This is a genomic window from Micromonospora sp. ATLC16 (assembly GCF_057196645.1).
In genome coordinates, this window is record NZ_JBXUOW010000002.1 from 99,947 (window position 1) to 119,381 (window position 19,435).

The window sequence follows — 19,435 nt, forward strand, 5'->3', positions numbered from 1 at the left end:
CTCTACCCCGAACCCGATCACCGAGCTACCGTGAACCGGCAAGCCGCGAATGAACCGGCTGTGGCTCGGCGCGGAGATCGCTGACCACCAGCGGGTCACCCGGCTCCGGAGTGGCCACCTCGGGGTAGCCGAGGGTCTCGGTCAGCTCCTTCCACGCGGTGGCGACGGCCAGGTGACGCTGGCCGCCTCGCAACGGATCCACACCCGCGTCGACGCGTGCGCGCACGTCGTCGAGGGCGGTCAACACCCCGTCCCCCCACAGCTCGCGCACCACGCCCGACCAGGTGGGTGTCTGCGCGGAGCCCACGTAGTCCGCAGTGGGTCCGAGCACGTCCGACCACCGGGTGTCGGCGTCCGTCACGCCCGTGAGGTAGACGCCCGCCGGGTCCTCCGGGCTACGCAGCACCGGATTCCACAGCACCGGACCGTGGGTGTTGGCCAGCATCAGGTTGCCGGCGTCGGTGCCGACGGTGACCCGGTGCAACAGCAGACTCGTGCTGTCGTCGCCCGCCTGCATCCGGTTCTCCACCCGCAGCGTCAGCGGCACCCCGGCGACCTGCCCGTCCACGCTGGTCAGTGGCCGGCCGGTCCGGCTGCCGACGGCCGCCAACGACCACGGCCGCAGCCCGTCGAAGACCTCGGCGAGGATGTCCAGCAGGTCGAAGCAGACCTGCACCGCACACACCGCGTCGACGAAGACCGGCTTGCGCAGCCGGACCAGCGCGCGGGCGGCGGAGATGAACTGCCGGACCGGCTCCACGTGCGGGTAGAAGGTGTTGACCACGTACTGCGCGCCGGCGCGGCGCGCAGCCCGCAGGCAGTCCGCCAGCTCCGCCGGGTGCACCGGGTGTTCCTGGAGAACGTGGATGCCACGGTCGAGCAGTGCCTTCGCCAACTCGACACCCGGTCCACCGCCGACCGCTGTCGACACCACCACGCAGGCGGCGTCGATGTCGTCGGGCAGCTGGGCGACCGAGGCGTACAGCGGGACACCGTACTCCTTCGCCAACGCCACCGACCGGGTGCTGCCCCGGGCCAGAATGCCGGCGAGTTCGAACCGCTCCGGGGCGCGAGCGATCGCCGACAGGTAGACCTGGCCGAACCGCGTACCGCACACGACGACCCGCATCGGGCCGGACGGGGGGCCGCTCACCGGTCAGCCGCCGTCGCCGCCAGCACCGCCGCCACGTTTGGCGGTTGGAGACAACTGAAGTGGTCGCCGGGCACGTCGACGACCGTCAGCTCGCCGAGACAGACCTCCGGCCAGAAACGGGTCGCCTCGACGCCGGCACCCGGCAGCAGGTCCCCGGCGGCCGTGGGACGCAGGAGGGTGATGTCCCCCGCGTAGGGCTCGGGCTCGTGCCGCGCCACCGCCTGGAGAGTCCACACGAAACGGGTGTGGGCCGCCGCCACCCGCGCCGCTCCGCCCCACGCCGGGTCCCGGTCGGCGACGGCCTGATGCAGTCGCGCGTGCCGTTCGGCGGTGGTGCGCTGCCCGAGGGCACGGAACCGCTCGGCGATCGCGGCCAGCTGCTCGTCGCCGGTCAGTCGCCCGAGCGCACCCGCCGGCACGACTCCCGGCGAATCGGCCAGTACGGTCGTGATCGCCCGGTCGACGACCGCCTCGTCGGCGGGCCAGCCGAGAGCCGCCGGGTCGATACCGGCGGCCCGCGCGAAGGCGTAGTCCCGCACCAGTTCGTCGTCCATCCGGTAGGGAACGCGAAGTCCGGACAGGACCGTCAAGCGCACCGTCGCCCCGGCCTCGCTCAGCGCCCTGGCCACTTCCAGGGCGATCGAGGCACCGAGGCAGTAGCCGATCAGCTCGACGTCGTCGAACCCGGCGGCCCGGATCTCACCCGCGTAGCGTACGGCCAGGTCCTCGATCAGGGTGCCGTCGTCGATCTCGCCGGTCGCGCCGCCGTCCGGCGCGGCGAGCCCGAACACCGGCCCGCCCGCGCCGAGCCCGTCGGCCAGCGCCCGCAGCGCCGTGAGGGTGCCCGTGCCGTCGTGCACGAGCAGCCGCACCGGCCCCTGAGCCACGCCGCCGAGCGGCACCAGCGACGAACGCCGGGCAGTCTCGGCCGCCACCGGCTCCGGTGCCGTCGCCGACCCCAACCGCGCCGCCAGGCCCGCGACCGTCGGCTCGTCGAGCAGGGCACGTAGCAGCACGTCGAACGGCAACCGGGCGGCCTCGGGCAACTGTTCACGCAGTTGCCCGACGAACCGAGCGGCCAGCAGTGAGTTGCCGCCCGCGTCGAAGAACCCCAGTTCCCGGCTCGGCGGCGGGCCGCCGAGCACCTCACCCCACAGCTGGGCGAGGTGCTGCTCGACGCCCGGCCGTGGCGGTTCGGTCCGCCCGCCGGGCGCGACGGTCGGCGTGGGCGTCGACTCCAGCAGCCGCTTACGGTCGACCTTCCCGTTCCCGGTCAGCGGCAACGCCTCGACGACACGTAACCGCGCGGGAACCATGTAGGCGGGCAGCCGGTCGGCCACCCACGCGACGACCTCGGCGGGGTCGACCGTGCCGGACCCCCGCTGCGGCACCACGAACGCGACGAGCGCGCGTTCGAGCGTGTCGTCGCCGGACGCCAGGACCACGCAGGTGCTTACCGACGGGTGCTCGCCGAGCACCGCCTCGATCTCGCCCAGCTCTATCCGGTGGCCACGGATCTTGACCTGCTGGTCGGCCCGGCCGAGGAACTCGATCTCCCCGTGGGAGAGGTACCGGCCCAGGTCGCCGGTGCGGTACAGCCGCTCCCTCGTCTCCGGGTGGCGGAGGAAGCGCTCGGCGGTGCGCACCGGGTCGTTGAGGTACCCGTCGGCCAGCCCGACACCCGCGATGAACAGTTCACCGGCGACCAGATCGGGTCGGTCGCGCAGCGCGGCGTCGAGCACGTGAAAGCGTTGGTTCGCCAACGGCAGCCCGTACGGGATGCTGCGCCAGTGCGGTTCGACCGTCCGGATGCGGTGGTAGTTCGACCAGATCGCCGCCTCCGTGGCACCGCCGAGGCTGATCAGTTCGGCGTCCGGCACGTGCCGTGCGGCGTGGCCGGGCAGCGACAGCGGGATCCAGTCTCCGGACAACAGCGCCAGGCGCAGGCTGGACAGGACGGCGGGTTCCACGTCCAGGTAGTGCATCAGCATCTGCAACTGCGCGGGAACCGAGTTCCACAGCGTGACATCGTGCGCGGCCACCATCGCCGCCCAGTGCGACGGGTCGCCGCGGCGCGCCGGATCGGGCAGCACCAGCGCGGCACCACGGGCGGGCGGGCCGAACAGGTCGTAGACGGACAGGTCGAAACTCAACGCGGCGAGGCCGAGAACTCGGTCGGAACCGGTGACCTCGAAGCGCTCGTTGATGTCGTGCACGGTGTTGGTGGCGGCCCGGTGGCTGATCATCACGCCCTTGGGCGTCCCGGTCGAACCCGAGGTGTGCATGACGTAGGCCAGTCCGGTCGGCTCCGGCCCGACGCCGGCCGGGATCTCCGGCAGCGGCACCGGCGGCGCGTCGGACACGTCGATGCCGGCGACCTCGGCGGGCAGCGTACCGACCGACGCGCCCGCGACCACCGCGAACCGGGCGCCGCTGTCGACGAGGATGCGGTCCCGGCGCACGGCGGGCTGACCGATGTCCACGGGTACGTACACACCGCCGACGAGGAGCACACCGAGCACGCCGACCACCTGCTCGCAAGACTTGTCGATCAGGACGCCGACGAGGTCGCCGGGTCGGCACCCCGCGACGCGCAGGCGTTCGGCGACCCCGGCCGCGCGGCCCAGCCACTCCCCGTAGGTCATCGACCCGGCGGCATCGATGACCGCCACCTGTTCCGGATACTCGCGGGCGTAGGCGACCAGCGGCTCGTGCAGCAGGCCAGCCGGCACGGGCGCGTCGGTCGCGTTCGCGGTGGTCCGGCGGGCTCGTTGCCCGCTCGGCAGCGGCTGCGGATCGACCGCCGCCCACGTGGTGTCGTCGGTGGCCAACTGGTGCAGCAGGTTCACGAACGCGGCGAACATCTCGTCCACCAGTTGGTCGGGGAAGACTCCCTCCCGGACATCCCAGTTCATGTCCAGACCACCGAACTGGTCGCCCACCTGGCAGTCGATCCACACCTGCGGGGTCTGGCTGACCCCGTACACCGGTCTTGGCTTACGGCCGGCCACCGACGGTTCGCCGCCGCCGACCCCGATCGCGCCGGTGAACACCACCGGCAGTACCGCCGCGGCATCCCGGCCGCGCCGCCGGGCGAGTTCACGCAGCACCTCCACGCCACTGAACAGCCGGTGGTCGAGGTCGTCGAACACCCGCTCGCCGAGGGCACGCGCCCGGTCGACGAAGCCCGTACGCTCCGGACGGTCCACGGCGAGCACGCTCAGTGAGGTGAAGTCGCCGAGCAGGTACTCGACGTGCGGATGCAGCGGCATCCGGTTGAGTACCGGCAGCCCGACGCAGAACCGGTCGTTGCCGCTCCAGCGACCGATCGTCTCCGTGTAGGCGGCCAGCACGGCGTTGGCGGGGGTGATGCCGTGCGCGGCGGCGCGCGCCTTCAGGGACCGCCACACCCGGTCGTCGACGGTGCCCGTCAGGCGACGGAACCGCGCCGGCGCGGTGACCGGGTCATGGTCGTCGCGCAGCGGGAGCGCCGGGGCACCCGGCAGGTCGTCAACACGCGCCAGCCAGTACGCGCGGTCCCGGCCGTACCGGTCGGTGTCCCGCAGCCGACGCTCGGCGAGGACGTAGTCCCGGAAGGTGGCCTCCAGTGGGGGCAGGACGCAGTCCGGCTGCCGGTACCGGCGGTCGAGTTCGTTCATCACACGTTGCAGGCTGAGCCAGTCCAACGCCATGAAGTCCACGGAGACGTGCAGCACGCTACGGTCGGCGGCCAGGGTGAGGCGCAGCTCGTACATCGGCCGCTCGCCGGTGGGGTGCACCCGGTGGGACAGCTCCTCGCGCACCCCGGCGATCGCCTGGGGTACGGCGTCGGCGGGTGCTCCACGCAGGTCGGTCACCGTGATTCCGGTGCGCGGTGGCGCGGGCAGCACGCGTTGGGAGCCGTCCTCCTGGACGACCGTGCGCAGGGCGTCGTGGCGACGTACCAGGCCGTCCCACGCCTGCCGCATCCGCTCCGGGTCGATGTCCGCCGGGTACTCGAACTCCTGGTAGAGATGACAGGAGACGCCACCGTAGGCGAACGCCGGGTTGCGTCCGAACAGGTAGGCCGACTGGATGTCGGTCAGCGGGAAGGACTCGTCCCGCGCTCCCGGCTGGCCCAGCCACACCGGGTCGAACTGCTGGGCGGCGTTGCCGGTGGTGTCGGACATGCTGGCCAGCAGCTCGGCCTTGCGCTGCCGCAGCCGGGTGAGGAGCTCGTCGGTCATGCTGCCGCGGGGGGCACGGAACCGCAGCTGCTGGCCCTCCCGCCAGACGCGGATCCCGGCACTGGCGAACTCGTCGAGCAGATCGCTGGCGTTCACACCGCACCCTCTTCGAAGTCCTCGGTGGTGTCCCAACCGGCGGGGCCCGGGCCCCCCGTCGCCTCGCGCAGCTCGTCGACGAGCGCGCTCAGGCCGGCGACCGTCGCGGCACGCATGACGTCGCGCATCGGCAGCTCGACACCCAACGCCCCTCGTACCTCGGCGACGAAGCGGGTGGCGAGCAGGCTGTCGCCGCCGAGCCGGAAGAAGTTCTCGTCGCGACCCACGGCGTCCAGGCCGAGCAGTGCGGCCCAACGCTCGGCTACGAACGCCTCGGTGTCGCCTCTCGGCGGGGTGCCGACGTCGCGTGGACGATCGACCGTCTGTTCGAGGACCGTCTGGATCCGTCGCCGGTCGACCTTGCCGTTGCCGCTCAGCGGCAGCGCGGGCAGCACGGCGACGTGGGCCGGCACCATGTGCTCGGGCAGCCGGTCCTCGGCCCACCGCCGCAACCGGTCCGGGTCCACTCCGGCCGGGGTGACGGGTCGGTCCGCCGTCAGCAACATCTCGCCGGTGGCCTCGGTGCGCAGTACCCGCACGTCACCCAGCCCGGCCGCGCGCAACGCCCGGGTCCAACGATCGGCGTCGTGGAGCCAGCCGGTCGGCCCGTCACCCTCGAGCCGACCGGCACGCGCCTCGAGCGGCAGCGCGGTCACCAGGGCCAGCGGCGTCGGATGGGCGCGTTCGAGCAGGTACAGCCGGCCGCCGGCGGCGAGCAGGAGACCCATGGTCGCCGCTGCCGTCTCCGGGTCGGTCATCCGGTGCAGGACGTTGTTCGCCACGACGGCGTCGAAGGCATGTACGTGCGGTGCGGCAACGGCGTCCGTACCCTGCACCGCCACCCGGACGCGGTGCCCGTGCTCACGCAGCGACGCCTCCGCCTTGGCCAGGGCCGGCCGGGCGGCTCCGAGCAGCGTGTACTCGGCCTCGTTCCCGGCAAGCGCCGCCAGCAGTCGAGCCGTGCCGCGACCGCTGTCGGGCTGCCATTCGGCCACCGTGCGCGACGCCGTGCCACCGCGTTCCGTCAGGTCCTGCGCGATGGCGGCAAGACACTCGGCCGTGGCGGGCATCAGGTCGTTGAGCGCCTCCGGGGCCAGTACCGGGTCGTCCAGCAACGCGGTGGCGTCGGCGGCACCGGACAGGATGGCCGAGTAGAGCGGCGCGGCCCACTCCAGGGCGGTGGAGACCGGCGCGAGGCGGGTGCCGATCGTGTTGTCCCGGATCCGCTTGACCCACCGCGCGTCCGTGACCTCGGCCCACCTCGGCCCGGGCGCGTACCCCTCGGGCGTGTCGGACAGGACGTCACGGCGCGCCAGGTAAGCCAGCCAGACGTCGACCACCGGCCGTTGCACGGCGCAGACCGTGGCCGGTGTTTCCGCCGGCTCGACCAGCGGCGCGACGACCTCGGCCAGTAGCACCTCCACCAGCTGATGTTCGAGCAGCAGCGAATCGTCCTCGGTGGTCGCGCCGATGACCGGTGGCAGGAACTCGTCGCCCGGTCGCCCGCTGTCGAGCCCGACTACCGGGAGACCGGGATCCGGCGTGACCCCGCGCTCGACCACGGCGGCGACCACCTCGCGTCGGCCTTCGGTGACGACGACGGCGACGGCCTGAGCGACCTCGGGGTGCGCCTGGAGGCAGGACTCGATCTCGCCCAGCTCGACCCGGAAACCGTTGATCTTCACCTGCTGGTCGAGACGACCCAGGAACTCCAGATTGCCGTCGGGCCAGTAGCGGCCCAGGTCGCCGGTGCGGTACCAGCGCTGGCCATCCACCACCGGGAAGCGGGCCGCGCTCAGCTCGGTGTCACCCCGGTAGCCCAGCGCCACCCCGGCACCGCCGATCCACAACTCGCCGGGCACCCAGTCGGGGCAGTCACGTCCACGGCTGTCCACCACCCGGAACTTCTGGTTCCGCAGCGGCGTGCCGTACGGGATCGACCGCCAGCCGGCAGGCACCTCGACGACCTCGAAGGAGTTCGACCAGATCGCCGCCTCGGTGGCGCCGCCGAGCGAGATGAAGCGGCACCGTCCGTCGGTCGCGCCGGCCAGTCGGCTGGGCAGGTCGAGCCCGATCCAGTCACCGGAGAGCAGGGCGAGGCGCAGCGCGCCGGGCAGGTGAGCGTCGTCTGCGGCGGTGAGCAGCATGTCCAACAGGGCGGGGACCGTGTTCCAGACGGTCACGCCGTGCCGGCGGCACAGCCCCAGCCACTCGGTGGCGTCGCGCCGGCCCGACTCGGGCACCAGCACCGCGGCGCCGCCCACCGCGAGCAGCCCGAAGATGTCCCACACCGAGAGGTCGAAGTCCAGCGCGGACACCGCCAGGACCCGGTCCGCCGGACCGAGGTCGAACCGTTCGTTGATGTCCTCGACGGTGTTGACCGCCGCGCGGTGGGTGAGCTCGACGCCCTTGGGCAGACCGGTCGAACCCGACGTGAAGATCACGTACGCGGGGTCGTCGGGGTCGGCGGGGACCGGAGCGTCCAGCGGGTCGGCCAGCTCGGCGGCGTCGATGGTGAGGATCTCGGCAGCCACGTCGGTCGGGTCCAACAGCCCGCTGCCGTCGAGGACGATCCGGGCGCCGCTGAGTTCGAGGATGCGCGCGCGTCGCTCGGCGGGCTGGTCGACGCCGATCGGCACGTACGCCGCGCCGGCGGCGAGCACGCCGAGCACCGCCACGATCTGCGGTACGCCCTTGGGCGCCAGCACGGCCACGTACGAGCCGCGACCCACCCCGTGCCCGGCCAGCGCCCCGGCGACGCGCAGCGCCCGCGCGGCGAGTTCGTCGTGCGCCAGCGCCCCCTGCTCCTCCCACAGCAGCGCGGGGTGCCCGGGCCGGTCACCCGCCTCGGCGAAGAACCGCGTGTGCAGGAGATTGTCGGTCATCGCCCGGGTCGACGAGTTGACCGCCGCGCGCGTGCGCCGCGTCGCCGCCGGCAGGGCGATCTCCGGCAGCGCGTCCGTCCAGGCACCGGCGGCCAGCGCCCGGACCAGCGTCTCGTACGCGGACAGCATCGCGTCCAGCATGCCGTCGGGAAAGAGCGCCTCGACGGCGTCCCAGACCAGGCGTACGGTGCCGTCGCTGGTGCGGTAGATCTGGTGGTCGAGCCAGATCTGCGGAGTCTGGGAGATCATCCACGTCGGCTCACCGAAACGGGCGGCGAACTCCTCGGGGATCAGCGGTGCGGACAGGTCCACGGAGAACACCACCGGTGCCGTGCGGGGCGACTCCGGATCAGCGCGGGTGAACTCGCGCAGCACGTCGACGCCGGTGTACGCGGCGTGCCCGATGTCCTCGTGCATCTGCTTCTGCAGGGTGCGCGCGCGGTCGGCGAAACTGTCGCCGGAGAGGTCCACCTCCAGCAGCACCAGGCCGGAGAAGTCACCCACCAGCCGGGGCATCTCGGGATGCACGTCGAGGTCACGGTCGAACAGCGGGAGACTGAGCAGGAAGTGCTCGTCGCCGCTCCAGCGACTCAGCACCGTGGCGTACGCGGTGGCCAGCACCGCCGCGGGAGTCAGTCCGGCCTCGCCGGCGCGACGCTCCAGCTCCTGCCACTGGTCCACGGTGAGGTCGAAGAACCGACGGGCGAAGCGCTGCACGGTGACCGCGTCCGGATCGACCGCGAGGGGCAGTTTCGGGCCGCCGGGCAGCGCCGGCAGCCGCCGCTGCCAGTACGGGCGGGCCCGGTCCCGCTCGGCGGCCCGGGTGCCGGCCTGCTCGGCGAGGTACCGGCCGAAGGTGTAACCGACCTCGCCGAGCGCCTCCGGGTCGTCGTAGAGGACCACCAGGTCCGACAGCATCACCCGGAAACTGGCCAGGTCCACGGCCAGCAGGTCGATGTTGAAGTGCAGCCGGTCCACCCCGTCGGGCAGCCGGGTGAGCTGCACATCGACCACCTCGCCCCGGCCGACCTCCAGGATGCGGTGCGAGAGCCGGTCGCGCAGGTCCAACGCCGCAGCCACCGCAGCACCGGCGGAGCGGTCACGGAGGTCGTGCACGGTCAGACCGCGCCACACAGACTCCGGCAGGATCTGCTGGGTCGCGTCGTCGGCGAACCGTGCCCGCAGCATCGGGTGGCGGGCCAGCAACGCCCGGATCGCCCGTTCGAGGCGCTGCGCGTCCACTCCGGTCGACTCGAACTCGAGGTAGTTGTGGCAACCGACGCCGCCGAGCGCGTGGTCACCCGAGCGGCCGAGAAGGTACGCCTGTTGCACCGGAGTCAGCGGGAAGGCTCGATCCGGATCGTGGCGGGCGTTGTCGGCGGCCGGTCGCGGGGGCGCCGCCGACTCGGTCGCGGTCACGGTGGGACCGACCAGGCCGGCCCAGGCCGACAGCCGCGGGTCCGTGGCCAACTGGGTGAACGTGACCTCGGCACCGGCACCGTTGAGCCGGCTGGCCAGTCGCATCAGGTGCAGCGACTGCAGGCCCAGTTCGAACAGGTTGCTGTCATCGTCGGCCGTGGTCAGTTCCATGCCGAGCAGTTCGGACACCGCAGCGCGCAGGGCGTCCCGATCCGTCCCGGTGCCGCAGTCGGTGTTTTCCGCCAACATTCTCAAGCTCCCTTGCGCGCTATCGACTCCGCTGCGGAACGTTCGGTTCGAATATGTCGACGGGCGGGACGTGAGATTGATGCCAGGCGAATCGGCGACATCAGCGCCGGCCCCTGGCCCCGACCCTAACAGCAGCCCGCAGCACCGAGCAATCTGTTGCCACCCGGCGGGTGGCCGTGAATATCGTGGTCTCTGTCATGAGAAATACACACCGGATCGACTACCGGTTCGCGCCGATCATCTCGGTCAGCGAATCGCCCAGCATCGTGCCGTGGACGCCGAGATCGAAGGCCAGATCGAAGTGGTTCCGCGACGGCACGACGAGGTCGACCACCCGAGCACCGGACGCCCGGACGGCGTCGACGAACTCCGCCTGCTGCCGGCCGAACTCGTCGGTCTCGTTCTCCCCCCGCGCGACGACCAGCGGCGGCAGCGGCGCCGGCAGCCGGTGGATCGGGCTGTAGGCGTGAGCCGTCTCCGGGTCCAGCCCCAACGCCTCGTTCACATAGGTCCGGCGGACCGGCTCCAGGTCGTAGACGCCGCTGAGCAGGACCGCGCCGGCTACCGCCCGATCGGGACGGTCGCCGTGCCGCCGCCAGCCGGGCTCGTCGAACAACGCCATGACGGCCAGGTGCGCTCCTGCGGAGCACCCACTCAGGTAGACCGATCCGGGGATCGACGACAACTGGTAGGCGTTTCGGCAGATCCAGCGGACTCCCTCGGCGACCATGTCGACGATCTCCGGCAGCCGGTACACGGGTGCCAGCCCGTAGCCCAGCGCCGCGACGGAGACGCCTCGCGGCACCAGGTCCAGCGCCATGAATGCCGATTCCAGCCGGCTCAACTCCTGCCAGTACCCACCGTGGATGAACACCAGCAGCGGACCGCCCGGTTCGGACGCCGGGAAATAGTCGAGCAATTGCTCTGGTCGCGGCCCGTAACGCACGCTGGAACGCATCTCGAGTCGGTCCCGGGCCAATGCGCTGCGATCAGCGTACTCACGCAGAAAAACATTGATGTCTGTGACGCAGGAGCTCGGCGAGTACTGGATGTCCAGGGTTTGTTGGTCGTAGGTTAGATACACGTCATTTTCGCTTCCCGGCCGATACGGTCGCTGCGGAACCTTTGCCGCCCTCCCCTGCGGTCCACCGACCGCAGGGGAGGGCGTGCGTACGACGCGGTCGGAAGGTTCACCGGTTGGCGCGCATGGCGGCGAAGTACTCGTTCTGGGTCGGGAGTTCCTGAACCAGTTTCTCGGCCTTCACCCGGATGCGCTCGAACTCCGCCAGGGCCGCCCGCTCGTCGGCCAGCTCGACGGCCGGCGAGTGCCGCACGTCGATCCCGCCCGTGCCCAGCAGGATGCAGTTGTACGAGTAGGGCGGCAGACCGTGGTAATGCGGATAGATCGACTCCGCGTCCGGCACCTTGTGCTGCCAGATCTCGATCCGCTCCGCGAGCCCGTCGGGGATCACCCGGGTCTTGGTGTCCTTCCAGTACTGGTTGTCCACCCGCTTCGCACCCCGGTAGTGCAGGCAGAGGAACTCGCGTACGCCGTCCATGACGTGGGTGATGGAGCGGTTGTACTGCTCGCGCAGCAGGTCGTCGCCGTGCCCGGACGGGAAGTACTTGACCATCTGTTCGATGGCGTGGTGGATGAAGAAGATGCCGGTCGACTCCAGCGGCTCGACGAAGCCGCTGGACAGGCCGACCGCGACGCAGTTCTTCACCCACGACCGCTGGCTGCGGCCGATACGCATCCGGATGTGGTTCGCGGACACGTCGGCCGCCTCGGGGCCGACGAACTCGCGCAGTACCCGCTCGGCCTCCTCCGGTGTCGCGTAGTCGCTGGCGTAGACGTAGCCGGTGCCGATCCGACTGATCAGCGGGATCGTCCAGATCCATCCGGCGTCCTGCGCGGTCGCGGTCGTGCACGGCCGCAGCGGCTTGCTATCCATGTCCAGCGGCACCTGGAGAGCGACCGCGCTGTCGTTGGGCAGGGTGTCCTGGTAGGACACGAACGGCTCGCCGAGGGCCTTGTTCAGCAGCAACGCCCGGAAGCCGGTGCAGTCGACGAACAGGTCACCGGCGATCTCGCCGTGCTCGGCGGTACGCACGTGCGAGATGAACCCCTGGTCGTCGAGCGCCACGTCGACGACGTTGTCGACGACATGCTTGACGCCCCGCTGGGTGGAGTAGCCGGCCAGGAACTTGGCCAGCAGGTGCGCTTCGAAGTGGTACGCGTAGGGGATCTGCGCGCCCTGGTACTCCGCGATCGTCGAGCGGGCCGAAGTCTCGTCGTGGGTCTGCTCGACGAAGCCCTGGTCCACCAGGCTGCCGTCGAGATACCGGGGCGACCGCTCGGCATCACACAGCGACGCCATGACGAAGCAGTCCTTGTCGAACCGCGACGTCGTCGGGTAGCGCAGCCACCAGTCGCTGAGGGGGAACCCGTCGACCGAGGCCATCTGCTCGAACGGGTGGTAGAAGTGATGGCCCGGCTCGCGCCAGTTCTCGAACCGGACGGCCAGCTTGTACGTGGCGTTGCAGGCGGGCATCCACTCGGATTCCTCCAACCTCAGGAACTCGAAGAAGTGCCGGATGTCGCTGAAGGTGGCCTCGCCGACCCCGATCGTGCCGACGGTGGCCGATTCGACGACCGTCACGTCGATCCGGTCACCGAAGGCTGCCGCCAGGTACGACGCCGTCATCCAGCCGGCCGTGCCGCCGCCGACGATGACGACTCGCTGTGTCCTGCCGGGGTCGCGCGTGCTCTTGGCGGCGGCACCACTGACAGTCATTGCGGTTCCTCCTTGTACCCGATAACCGGGACTCGACGAATGTGTCTGCTTCGGCTCAGTTCTTCACGACTCCACCGTTGAGCCCCGGCGTGAAGACCTCCGGGAACAACGTCCGCTCGGTCGACCGCCACAGGTACGCGGCGCCGGTTGATCCGGCCGTGCCTCGGGCCGCGCCGAGGAACTGCTCGGCCAGCTGGGCGTGCCGCGCACGCCACGACCGCACCGCGTCGTCGAAGGCGGCCAGCGCCGCGCGGACCCGCTCGGCCGCCCGCAGGCCACCGTCGGCGCGGACGCGGTCGCGGTACTCGACGAAGGCGCGCGACAGGGACTGTTCGTCGGATCGGGCGACGAGCCGGGCCCGCTCCCCCGGGGTGAACCCGGGTGTGTTGAGAAATCGCAGGTCCCGGGCCCCGCAGAGGAACTCGATCTCCCGATACTGTGCGGACTGGAAACCACTCGACGAGCCGAGGGTCGCCCGGATCTCGTCGAACGACTCGGGTGTCAACGTGCCAAGTACGTCGAAGTGTCCGCTGAGCACCCGCATCGCCGCCGGCAGTCGTTCGATGTGCTCGGCGGCGATGTCCGCCCGGTCGCGGGTCAGCGCGTCCCGGGCGGATTCGACATGTCGCAGGATGACCGCGAACCACAACTCGCATGCCTGGTGGGCGGCGAAGAAGAGGGTGCGGTCCGGCTCGTCGCGTACGCAGGCGACGTCGAGCAGCTCGTCCAGTCTGAGGATCTCCCCGTACGCGCGGTCGCGCCGGGTGTCCGCCGGATTGGTCATCGGTGTGCAGGCCCTCCTCAGCAAGGTGCCGGGGCGGTGGCTCAGCGGTGCTGAAGCTGCCGCCGCCCCGCGCGCAGGGCACTCTTGTCGATCTTGCCGACGGGCGTACGAGGCAGTTCCGGTACCACGACCAGTTCGTCGGGCAGCTTGTACGGCGCCAGCCCACGGTCACGGATGTGCTCCCGGATCGTGCGCAGCGACAATGTCGTCGCCGCCGCCTCCGCCTCGGCGGTGAGCACCACGAACACGCAGATTCGTTCGTCGATGGCGTCGTCGGGGATGCCGACCACCGCGGCGTCCCGCACCGACGGATACGTCAACACGTGGCCCTCCACCTCCTCGGCGGAGACCTTCTCACCAACGTGGTGGATGATGTCCTTGAGCCTGCCCTCGATGACGATGCGCCCGTCCTCGGTGAGCTTGGCCAGGTCACCTGTCCGGTAGAAGCCGTCGGGGGTGAACGCCCGGCGGTTGTGCTCCGGCGCGGCGAAGTAGCCCCGGATCGTGTACGGCCCGCGGGTGAGCAGCTCGCCGGTGATCCCGGCCGCAAGCTCGCGATCCTCGGGATCGACGATCTTGACCTCGTCGTCCGGGCAGATGGGCGTGCCCTCGGTGGTGTACACCACCTCCAGCGGATCATCAAGGCGGGTGTGGGTGATCAGGCCCTCGCCGATGCCGTAGACGTTCATGATGCGGCACCGCAGGCCCGACCTGACGCGTTCGGCCGCCGCGGGGCTGAACTTCGAACTGCCCACCTGGAGGGTCATGCCGCTCATGTCCACCGGCATGGTCTGCGCCGCCTCGGTCCACAGCAGGGCGAGTGCGGGTACCAGCGCGGTGTGGGTGACGCCCTCCCGGGCGATCAACGGAAAGACATGGTCCGGGCTGGGGTTGGCAGCCAGGACGGCCTTGCCGCCGACGAGCAACGCGCCCAGCACCCCGGGGCAGCCGAGCGCGGCGTTGTGCGGTACGGGATTGGCGGCCAGGTAGACGCTGTTCGCGCCGAAGCCGGTCACCTCGGCGCACGCGAAGATGTTGTAGGCGTAGTCGTCGTGCGTACGGGGAATGAGCTTCGGCACGCCGGTGGTTCCGCCGGAAAGCAGCAGCAGGGCCACCTCGGCAGCGTCGACGGGTGGCAGGCTCCTCGGCTCGGTCCTGGCCAGCTCGGCCAGCGGGGTGAACTCGGCGCTGTCGCCGGCGATCACGACATGCCGCAGGCTCGGCACCTCGGCGCGGACCTCGCGGGCCAGCGCACGGTGGTCGAACCCCTGGAACCTGTCCGGGCCCAGGTACGCCACCGCGTTTGCGGCACGGGCCAGGTGGGTGATCTCGTCACGGCGATGGCCGGGCAGGGCCAGCACCGGTATCGCACCGATGCTGAACACCGCCAGCAGGACCGACAGGAACTCGTTGACGTTGGGCAGGTGCAGGACCAGGCGGTCACGACTGCCGATGCCGAGGTCGAGCAGCCCCGCGGCGATCCGGTCGGCCTCGTCCGCCAGTTCGGCGTAGGTGATGCGACGAGCGGAATCCACCGCGGCCACCTTGTCCGGATGGCGGCGGACGCTGTCGTCGAAGAGCTGCCGAAGGGAGAAACCCCGCCAGTACCCCGCCTGTCGATGGCTTTCGGCGACGTCAGGCGGCCAGGGCACGAACCCGTCCAGCATCTGTCTGTCCTCCTTTGGTGCGGCGCTAACAGATTCCGGTAGCAGCCCAGAGCCCGCGTCGCACCCGACAGAGCCTTGACAGATTGTCGGGACGAACGGGCGGACTCGGTGACGCTCGATGTCGTGAGCCGAACACGGAGATCCGACCGTCGGTGGGTTCGCACGCTCGCCGACGTCGAAGAGCCCACCGCGCGGCTGGTCTGCTTCCCGCACTCCGGCGGCACGTCCGCGGTGTACCGCCCGTGGTCCTCGATGCTGCCCGCAGACGTGGCCCTGCACGCCGTGCAGTACCCGGGCCACGCTGATCGACTTGCCGAGGAACCCGCCAGCAGCATCGCCGAGATGGCGGCCCAGGTGGCCGCGGAACTGCTGCGGATGCCGCCCGCCGGGTGCGCACTTGTCGGACACAGCCTGGGCGCGCTGGTCGCCTACGAGACGGCGCGGGCGCTGCGGGCCAACGGCAGCCCCGTACCCCACCTGTTCGTCTCGGGCGCGGCCGGGCCGTGGCTCGCCGGCGGCGGCACCACCCACCAACTCGGTGACGAGGAGCTGTGGGCGGCGGTCGCGAAGCTCGGCGGGATCGAGCCGGAGATCGCCGACCAGACCGAACTACGCGACCTGCTGCTGCCGGTGCTCCGATCGGACATCACCCTGCACGAGACCTACCGGCCCGCGCCGGACGCCGCGCCGCTGGACTGCCCGGTCCGTGGCTACTACAACACGGAGGACCCGCTGGTCGACGCCGACCAGGTAGCCGCGTGGGCCGTGGTCAACGAGCGCGGGTTCAGCATGCGTGCCTGGCCCGGCGGCCACTTCCGGTTGCTCTCCCATCCGGACGAGCTGCTCGGCGACGTCCTGGCGACCCTGACGGAAAGCGGTGTGCCGCAGTGACCCTCGACGGGAGGTCGGTCGTCGTCACCGGCGCCGCCACCGGTATCGGTCTGGGAATCACCGAGTGCCTGGTGAAGTCGGGCGCTAACGTGACGATCGTCGGCCGTCGCGAGCAGCCGTTGCGGGACCTGGCAGAGCGGTACCCCGACACCGTGGCGGTGGTGGCGGCGGATGTGTGCGCACCGGACACCGCCGACCGGGTCGTCACCGTCGCCGCGGAGACCTTCGGCGGGCTCGACGCGGTGGTCAACAACGCCGGACTGGCCCGGTTCGGCCCGATCGACGCACTCGATCCGGCGTACCTCGACGAGATGTTCGCGGTGAACGTCCGCGCGCCCGCCGACCTGATCCGATGCGCGCTGCCGCTGCTGCGGGCCAGCAGCGGCAGCGTCGTCAACGTCTCCTCGGTCGGCGGCGTCCTGTCGATGCCGGGACGCGCCTACTACGGCGCGACCAAGGCCGCCCTCAACAGCCTCACCCGATCCCTGGCCCGTGAACTCGCACCCGGGGTACGCGTCAACGCCATCCTTCCCGGGCCGGTCGACACCCCGATGTGGACCGATGCGGGACTTGACGACGCCGGCATCGAGCGGCTGCGGGCCGACCTGGCCGCTTCCACCCCGATGGGACGCTTCGGCGACCCCACGGAGATCGGTCAATGGGTCTGCACGCTGCTCGACCCGGCGCTGTCCGGCTGGGTCACCGGCGCGCTGATACCCGTCGACGGCGGCCGCACCGCATGAGACCCGCCCAGTCAGCACCAACCCTTCACCGAACAGAGGTGGTCAGAGCGTGAGCCCCGAGATCTCGTCCGCTGCCAGCTTCATCCCCTCCTCGTGTCTGCACACCATCTTCCGCGCCGCGCAGGAAACCGAGCGGCGAACCGGTGCCGAGGTGGTCAAGCTGCACGTCGGCGACCCGTACTTCCATCCCGCGGGCAACGTCGCCGACGCCTTCGTCGACGCGGTGCGGCGCGGCGACACCAAGTACACCGGCCCCGACGGGCTGCCCGAGCTGCGCGAGGCGGCGGTCGAGAAGCTGCGCACGGACAACGGTGTGGACACCGTGGTCGACCGGGTACTCGTCACACCGGGCTCGTGCGAGGGGCTCGCCGCCCTCTTCCAGACCCTCACCGAGCCGGGAGCCGAGATCCTGCTGCCGGAGCTGCACTGGCCGGTCCACCTGCAGCAGAGCCTGCTCGCCGGACTCCGGCCGGTGCTCTACTCGCTGGGGCCGGGTTTCCGACCCGAGGTCGAGCGGGTCGCGGCCGCCGCCGGCCCACGGACCAAGGTATTGCTGATCAACTCACCCGCCAACCCCACCGGTGTGGTGCTGGACCCCGGAGAGATCAGCGCCCTGCTCGAGCTGGCCCGCACGCGGGGTTGGCACGTGGTCAGCGACGAGGCGTACGAGCACTTCTGCTACGAGCGCGAGCACCTGTCCGTCGCCTCGCTGGAACGCGACGTCCCGGTCGAGGAGCGCATCGTGCACAGCGTCTTCAGCTTCTCCAAGAGCTTCGCTATGACCGGCTACCGGCTGGGGTACGTCGCGTTGGCCAACGATCGTGCGGCCGACGTCATGCGGGTGGTCCAGGAGGCGAACATCATCGGCACCAACACCCCGGTGCAGCACGCCGGAGTGGCCGCGCTGGCCAGCCGGTCCGACGCCGCCGCCACCAACCGCAAACTGGTGCAGCGCAACCGGGACGTGGCCCTGCCGCCGCTGGTCAGGGCCGGGCTGCTCAGCGAACTGCCGGCCGGCGGCTGGTACGCGATGCTGGACGTGGCCCGGACCGGACTGGACGCCGAGACGTTCGCCCTGCGGCTGCTGGAGCGCAAGGGCGTCGCCGTGGTCGCCGGCAACGGGTTCGCCATGCGTCCCCAGCTCGACGACCGGGGTCACATCCGTAGCCACGACTACGCGCCCTGGGCACGACACCTGGTCCGGGTGGCGTTCTGCGTGGATCCCGGCTGGCTGGAGACCGGTGTCCGCAAGATCCTGGAGTTCGTCGACGAGTGCGGCGGCGAGGGTCACCACTCCGCCGAATGAGCCGGCACCTTGCCGTCGGCCCAGCGCCGGGCCGGCAGGTACGGCAGTCCGCAAGGCTCTTTGTGCGTTCGAGCGAGGAGGTGGGCACACCATGCCGGAGCCCGTGACAGGCACCGTCGCACCGCCACTGGTCGACCCGGCGCAGTTCCGTTCCCTCATGGCCGCACACCCCGCCGGGGTCGCCGTCGTGACGACGACGGCGACGGACGGTGCGCCTTGGGGTATGACCTGTTCGTCGGTGTGCAGCGTCGCGCTCCAGCCGCCGACCCTGCTGGTGTGCCTACGCGCCGCGAGCCCGACGCTGGCCGCACTGCTCGACGTGTCCACCTTCGCGGTCAACCTGCTGCGCGACCACGCCGAGCCGGTGGCGCAGCTGTTCGCCTCCGGCGCTCCGGACCGGTTCGAGAAAGTCTCGTGGGTGCCGGATCCGGAGTCCGGGATGCCACACCTGATCGAAGACGCCCACACGACCGCGGACTGCCGGGTCAGCAACGCCCTGCCCGTCGGGGACCACGTCGTGGTCTTCGGGACGGTGCTGCGGGTACGCAGCCACGCGGTCGCCCCGGTCAGCCCGCTGCTGTACGGCATGCGGCGGTACTGGTCGCTTGCCGTCACCCCCGCCTCCGAACGCGGCAGGCCCGACCCCGACGGTCGGCCGTGAACGAGTCCTCTGGAGTCGAGATGAGCACTGTCCACCCCGGCGCCCCGCCCGGCGCACCCCGCCCGACCGGCCCGAGGGCCCGGATCCCCGACTGCCCCCTGGGACGCACCGTGGAGGTCGTGGGCCCCTGGTGGACGTTGGAGATCCTGCACGAACTGTTCGACGGCAACACCCGGCTCGGGGCCATCCGCCACAACCTCGGGACACCCACCGAGCTGCTTCTGGAACGCCTCGCTGACCTGCGGACCAAGGGCTTGATCGAGCAGGTGGCCGATGCTCCGGATCCGGACGGCCGAGAGTACCGGCTGACCCCCTTCGGCCGGACGCTTCGTCCGCTGCTGCTGGTCGTCGCGGCGTGGGGCAACCATCGGCTCGCCCCCCAGGACCGCAGCGTCATCCTGGTCGACACGGAGACCGGTGCGGAGGTGGAACCGGTCGTGGTGGACCGGCGCACGGGTCGGCGGATCGACAACGAGAACGTGGTGTTCGCCCGTGGCCCGAAGGCGAGCGCGATGGTCACGGCGCGGTACCCGAAGATCATGCTGACCACCTGAGGT

Annotated in this window: 12 protein-coding genes; 5 read left to right on the forward strand and 7 right to left on the reverse strand. The window is 71.0% G+C overall.

What is annotated here, in order from left to right:
- Positions 1 to 25: 25 nt before the first annotated feature.
- The 7 genes from AC2CHE_RS01825 to AC2CHE_RS01855 all read right to left on the reverse strand — a co-directional run bounded on the left by AC2CHE_RS01825 (position 26) and on the right by AC2CHE_RS01855 (position 15,277).
- Positions 26 to 1,153 carry a Gfo/Idh/MocA family oxidoreductase gene (locus AC2CHE_RS01825; protein ID WP_484503112.1) on the reverse strand — a complete coding sequence of 376 codons (1,128 nt, stop codon included), beginning with the start codon at positions 1,151 to 1,153 and terminating at the stop codon, positions 26 to 28.
- Positions 1,150 to 5,475, reverse strand: coding sequence for a non-ribosomal peptide synthetase (locus tag AC2CHE_RS01830; protein WP_484503113.1), 4,326 nt, complete (start codon positions 5,473 to 5,475; stop codon positions 1,150 to 1,152). The genes AC2CHE_RS01825 and AC2CHE_RS01830 overlap by 4 nt, the downstream gene beginning before the upstream one ends.
- Positions 5,472 to 10,028, reverse strand: a complete 4,557-nt coding sequence (locus tag AC2CHE_RS01835; protein ID WP_484503114.1) for a non-ribosomal peptide synthetase — start codon at positions 10,026 to 10,028, stop codon at positions 5,472 to 5,474. The genes AC2CHE_RS01830 and AC2CHE_RS01835 overlap by 4 nt, the downstream gene beginning before the upstream one ends.
- Positions 10,029 to 10,248: 220 nt before the next feature.
- Positions 10,249 to 10,986, reverse strand: a complete 738-nt coding sequence (locus AC2CHE_RS01840; protein ID WP_484503115.1) for an alpha/beta hydrolase — start codon at positions 10,984 to 10,986, stop codon at positions 10,249 to 10,251.
- Between the two features lie 232 nt (positions 10,987 to 11,218).
- Positions 11,219 to 12,826, reverse strand: coding sequence for a tryptophan halogenase family protein (locus AC2CHE_RS01845; protein ID WP_484503116.1), 1,608 nt, complete (start codon positions 12,824 to 12,826; stop codon positions 11,219 to 11,221).
- A 55-nt stretch (positions 12,827 to 12,881) separates the two neighbouring features.
- Positions 12,882 to 13,610 carry a tryptophan 2,3-dioxygenase family protein gene (locus AC2CHE_RS01850; RefSeq protein ID WP_484503117.1) on the reverse strand — a complete coding sequence of 243 codons (729 nt, stop codon included), beginning with the start codon at positions 13,608 to 13,610 and terminating at the stop codon, positions 12,882 to 12,884.
- Between the two features lie 41 nt (positions 13,611 to 13,651).
- Positions 13,652 to 15,277, reverse strand: coding sequence for a (2,3-dihydroxybenzoyl)adenylate synthase (locus tag AC2CHE_RS01855; protein WP_484503118.1), 1,626 nt, complete (start codon positions 15,275 to 15,277; stop codon positions 13,652 to 13,654).
- Positions 15,278 to 15,400: 123 nt separating this feature from the next.
- Here AC2CHE_RS01855 and AC2CHE_RS01860 point away from each other — a divergent pair, with 123 nt between their 5' ends.
- From AC2CHE_RS01860 to AC2CHE_RS01880, 5 genes are all read left to right on the forward strand, one after another.
- Positions 15,401 to 16,168 (forward strand): thioesterase II family protein, encoded by a 768-nt coding sequence (locus AC2CHE_RS01860; protein ID WP_484503119.1) that lies wholly within the window; start codon positions 15,401 to 15,403, stop codon positions 16,166 to 16,168.
- The gene (locus AC2CHE_RS01865) at positions 16,165 to 16,911 is read left to right on the forward strand and encodes an SDR family NAD(P)-dependent oxidoreductase (RefSeq protein ID WP_484503120.1); all 747 of its coding nucleotides are present in this window, start codon (positions 16,165 to 16,167) and stop codon (positions 16,909 to 16,911) included. The genes AC2CHE_RS01860 and AC2CHE_RS01865 overlap by 4 nt, the downstream gene beginning before the upstream one ends.
- Positions 16,912 to 16,960: 49 nt before the next feature.
- Complete coding sequence (locus AC2CHE_RS01870; protein ID WP_484503121.1) at positions 16,961 to 18,217, forward strand: pyridoxal phosphate-dependent aminotransferase; 1,257 nt, start codon at positions 16,961 to 16,963, stop codon at positions 18,215 to 18,217.
- Positions 18,218 to 18,308: 91 nt separating this feature from the next.
- Positions 18,309 to 18,878, forward strand: coding sequence for a flavin reductase family protein (locus AC2CHE_RS01875; protein WP_484503122.1), 570 nt, complete (start codon positions 18,309 to 18,311; stop codon positions 18,876 to 18,878).
- A gap of 20 nt (positions 18,879 to 18,898) precedes the next feature.
- The gene (locus AC2CHE_RS01880; RefSeq protein WP_484503123.1) at positions 18,899 to 19,432 is read left to right on the forward strand and encodes a winged helix-turn-helix transcriptional regulator; all 534 of its coding nucleotides are present in this window, start codon (positions 18,899 to 18,901) and stop codon (positions 19,430 to 19,432) included.
- Positions 19,433 to 19,435: the final 3 nt, after the last annotated feature.

Coding starts and splice junctions, on each gene's coding strand:
- AC2CHE_RS01835 (WP_484503114.1), bottom strand. CDS start 10,028: ATGTTGGCGGAAAACACCGACTGCGGCACCGGGACGGATCGGGACGCC.
- AC2CHE_RS01840 (WP_484503115.1), bottom strand. CDS start 10,986: ATGCGTTCCAGCGTGCGTTACGGGCCGCGACCAGAGCAATTGCTCGAC.
- AC2CHE_RS01845 (WP_484503116.1), bottom strand. CDS start 12,826: ATGACTGTCAGTGGTGCCGCCGCCAAGAGCACGCGCGACCCCGGCAGG.
- AC2CHE_RS01850 (WP_484503117.1), bottom strand. CDS start 13,610: ATGACCAATCCGGCGGACACCCGGCGCGACCGCGCGTACGGGGAGATC.
- AC2CHE_RS01855 (WP_484503118.1), bottom strand. CDS start 15,277: ATGCTGGACGGGTTCGTGCCCTGGCCGCCTGACGTCGCCGAAAGCCAT.
- AC2CHE_RS01875 (WP_484503122.1), top strand. CDS start 18,309: ATGCCGGAGCCCGTGACAGGCACCGTCGCACCGCCACTGGTCGACCCG.
- AC2CHE_RS01880 (WP_484503123.1), top strand. CDS start 18,899: ATGAGCACTGTCCACCCCGGCGCCCCGCCCGGCGCACCCCGCCCGACC.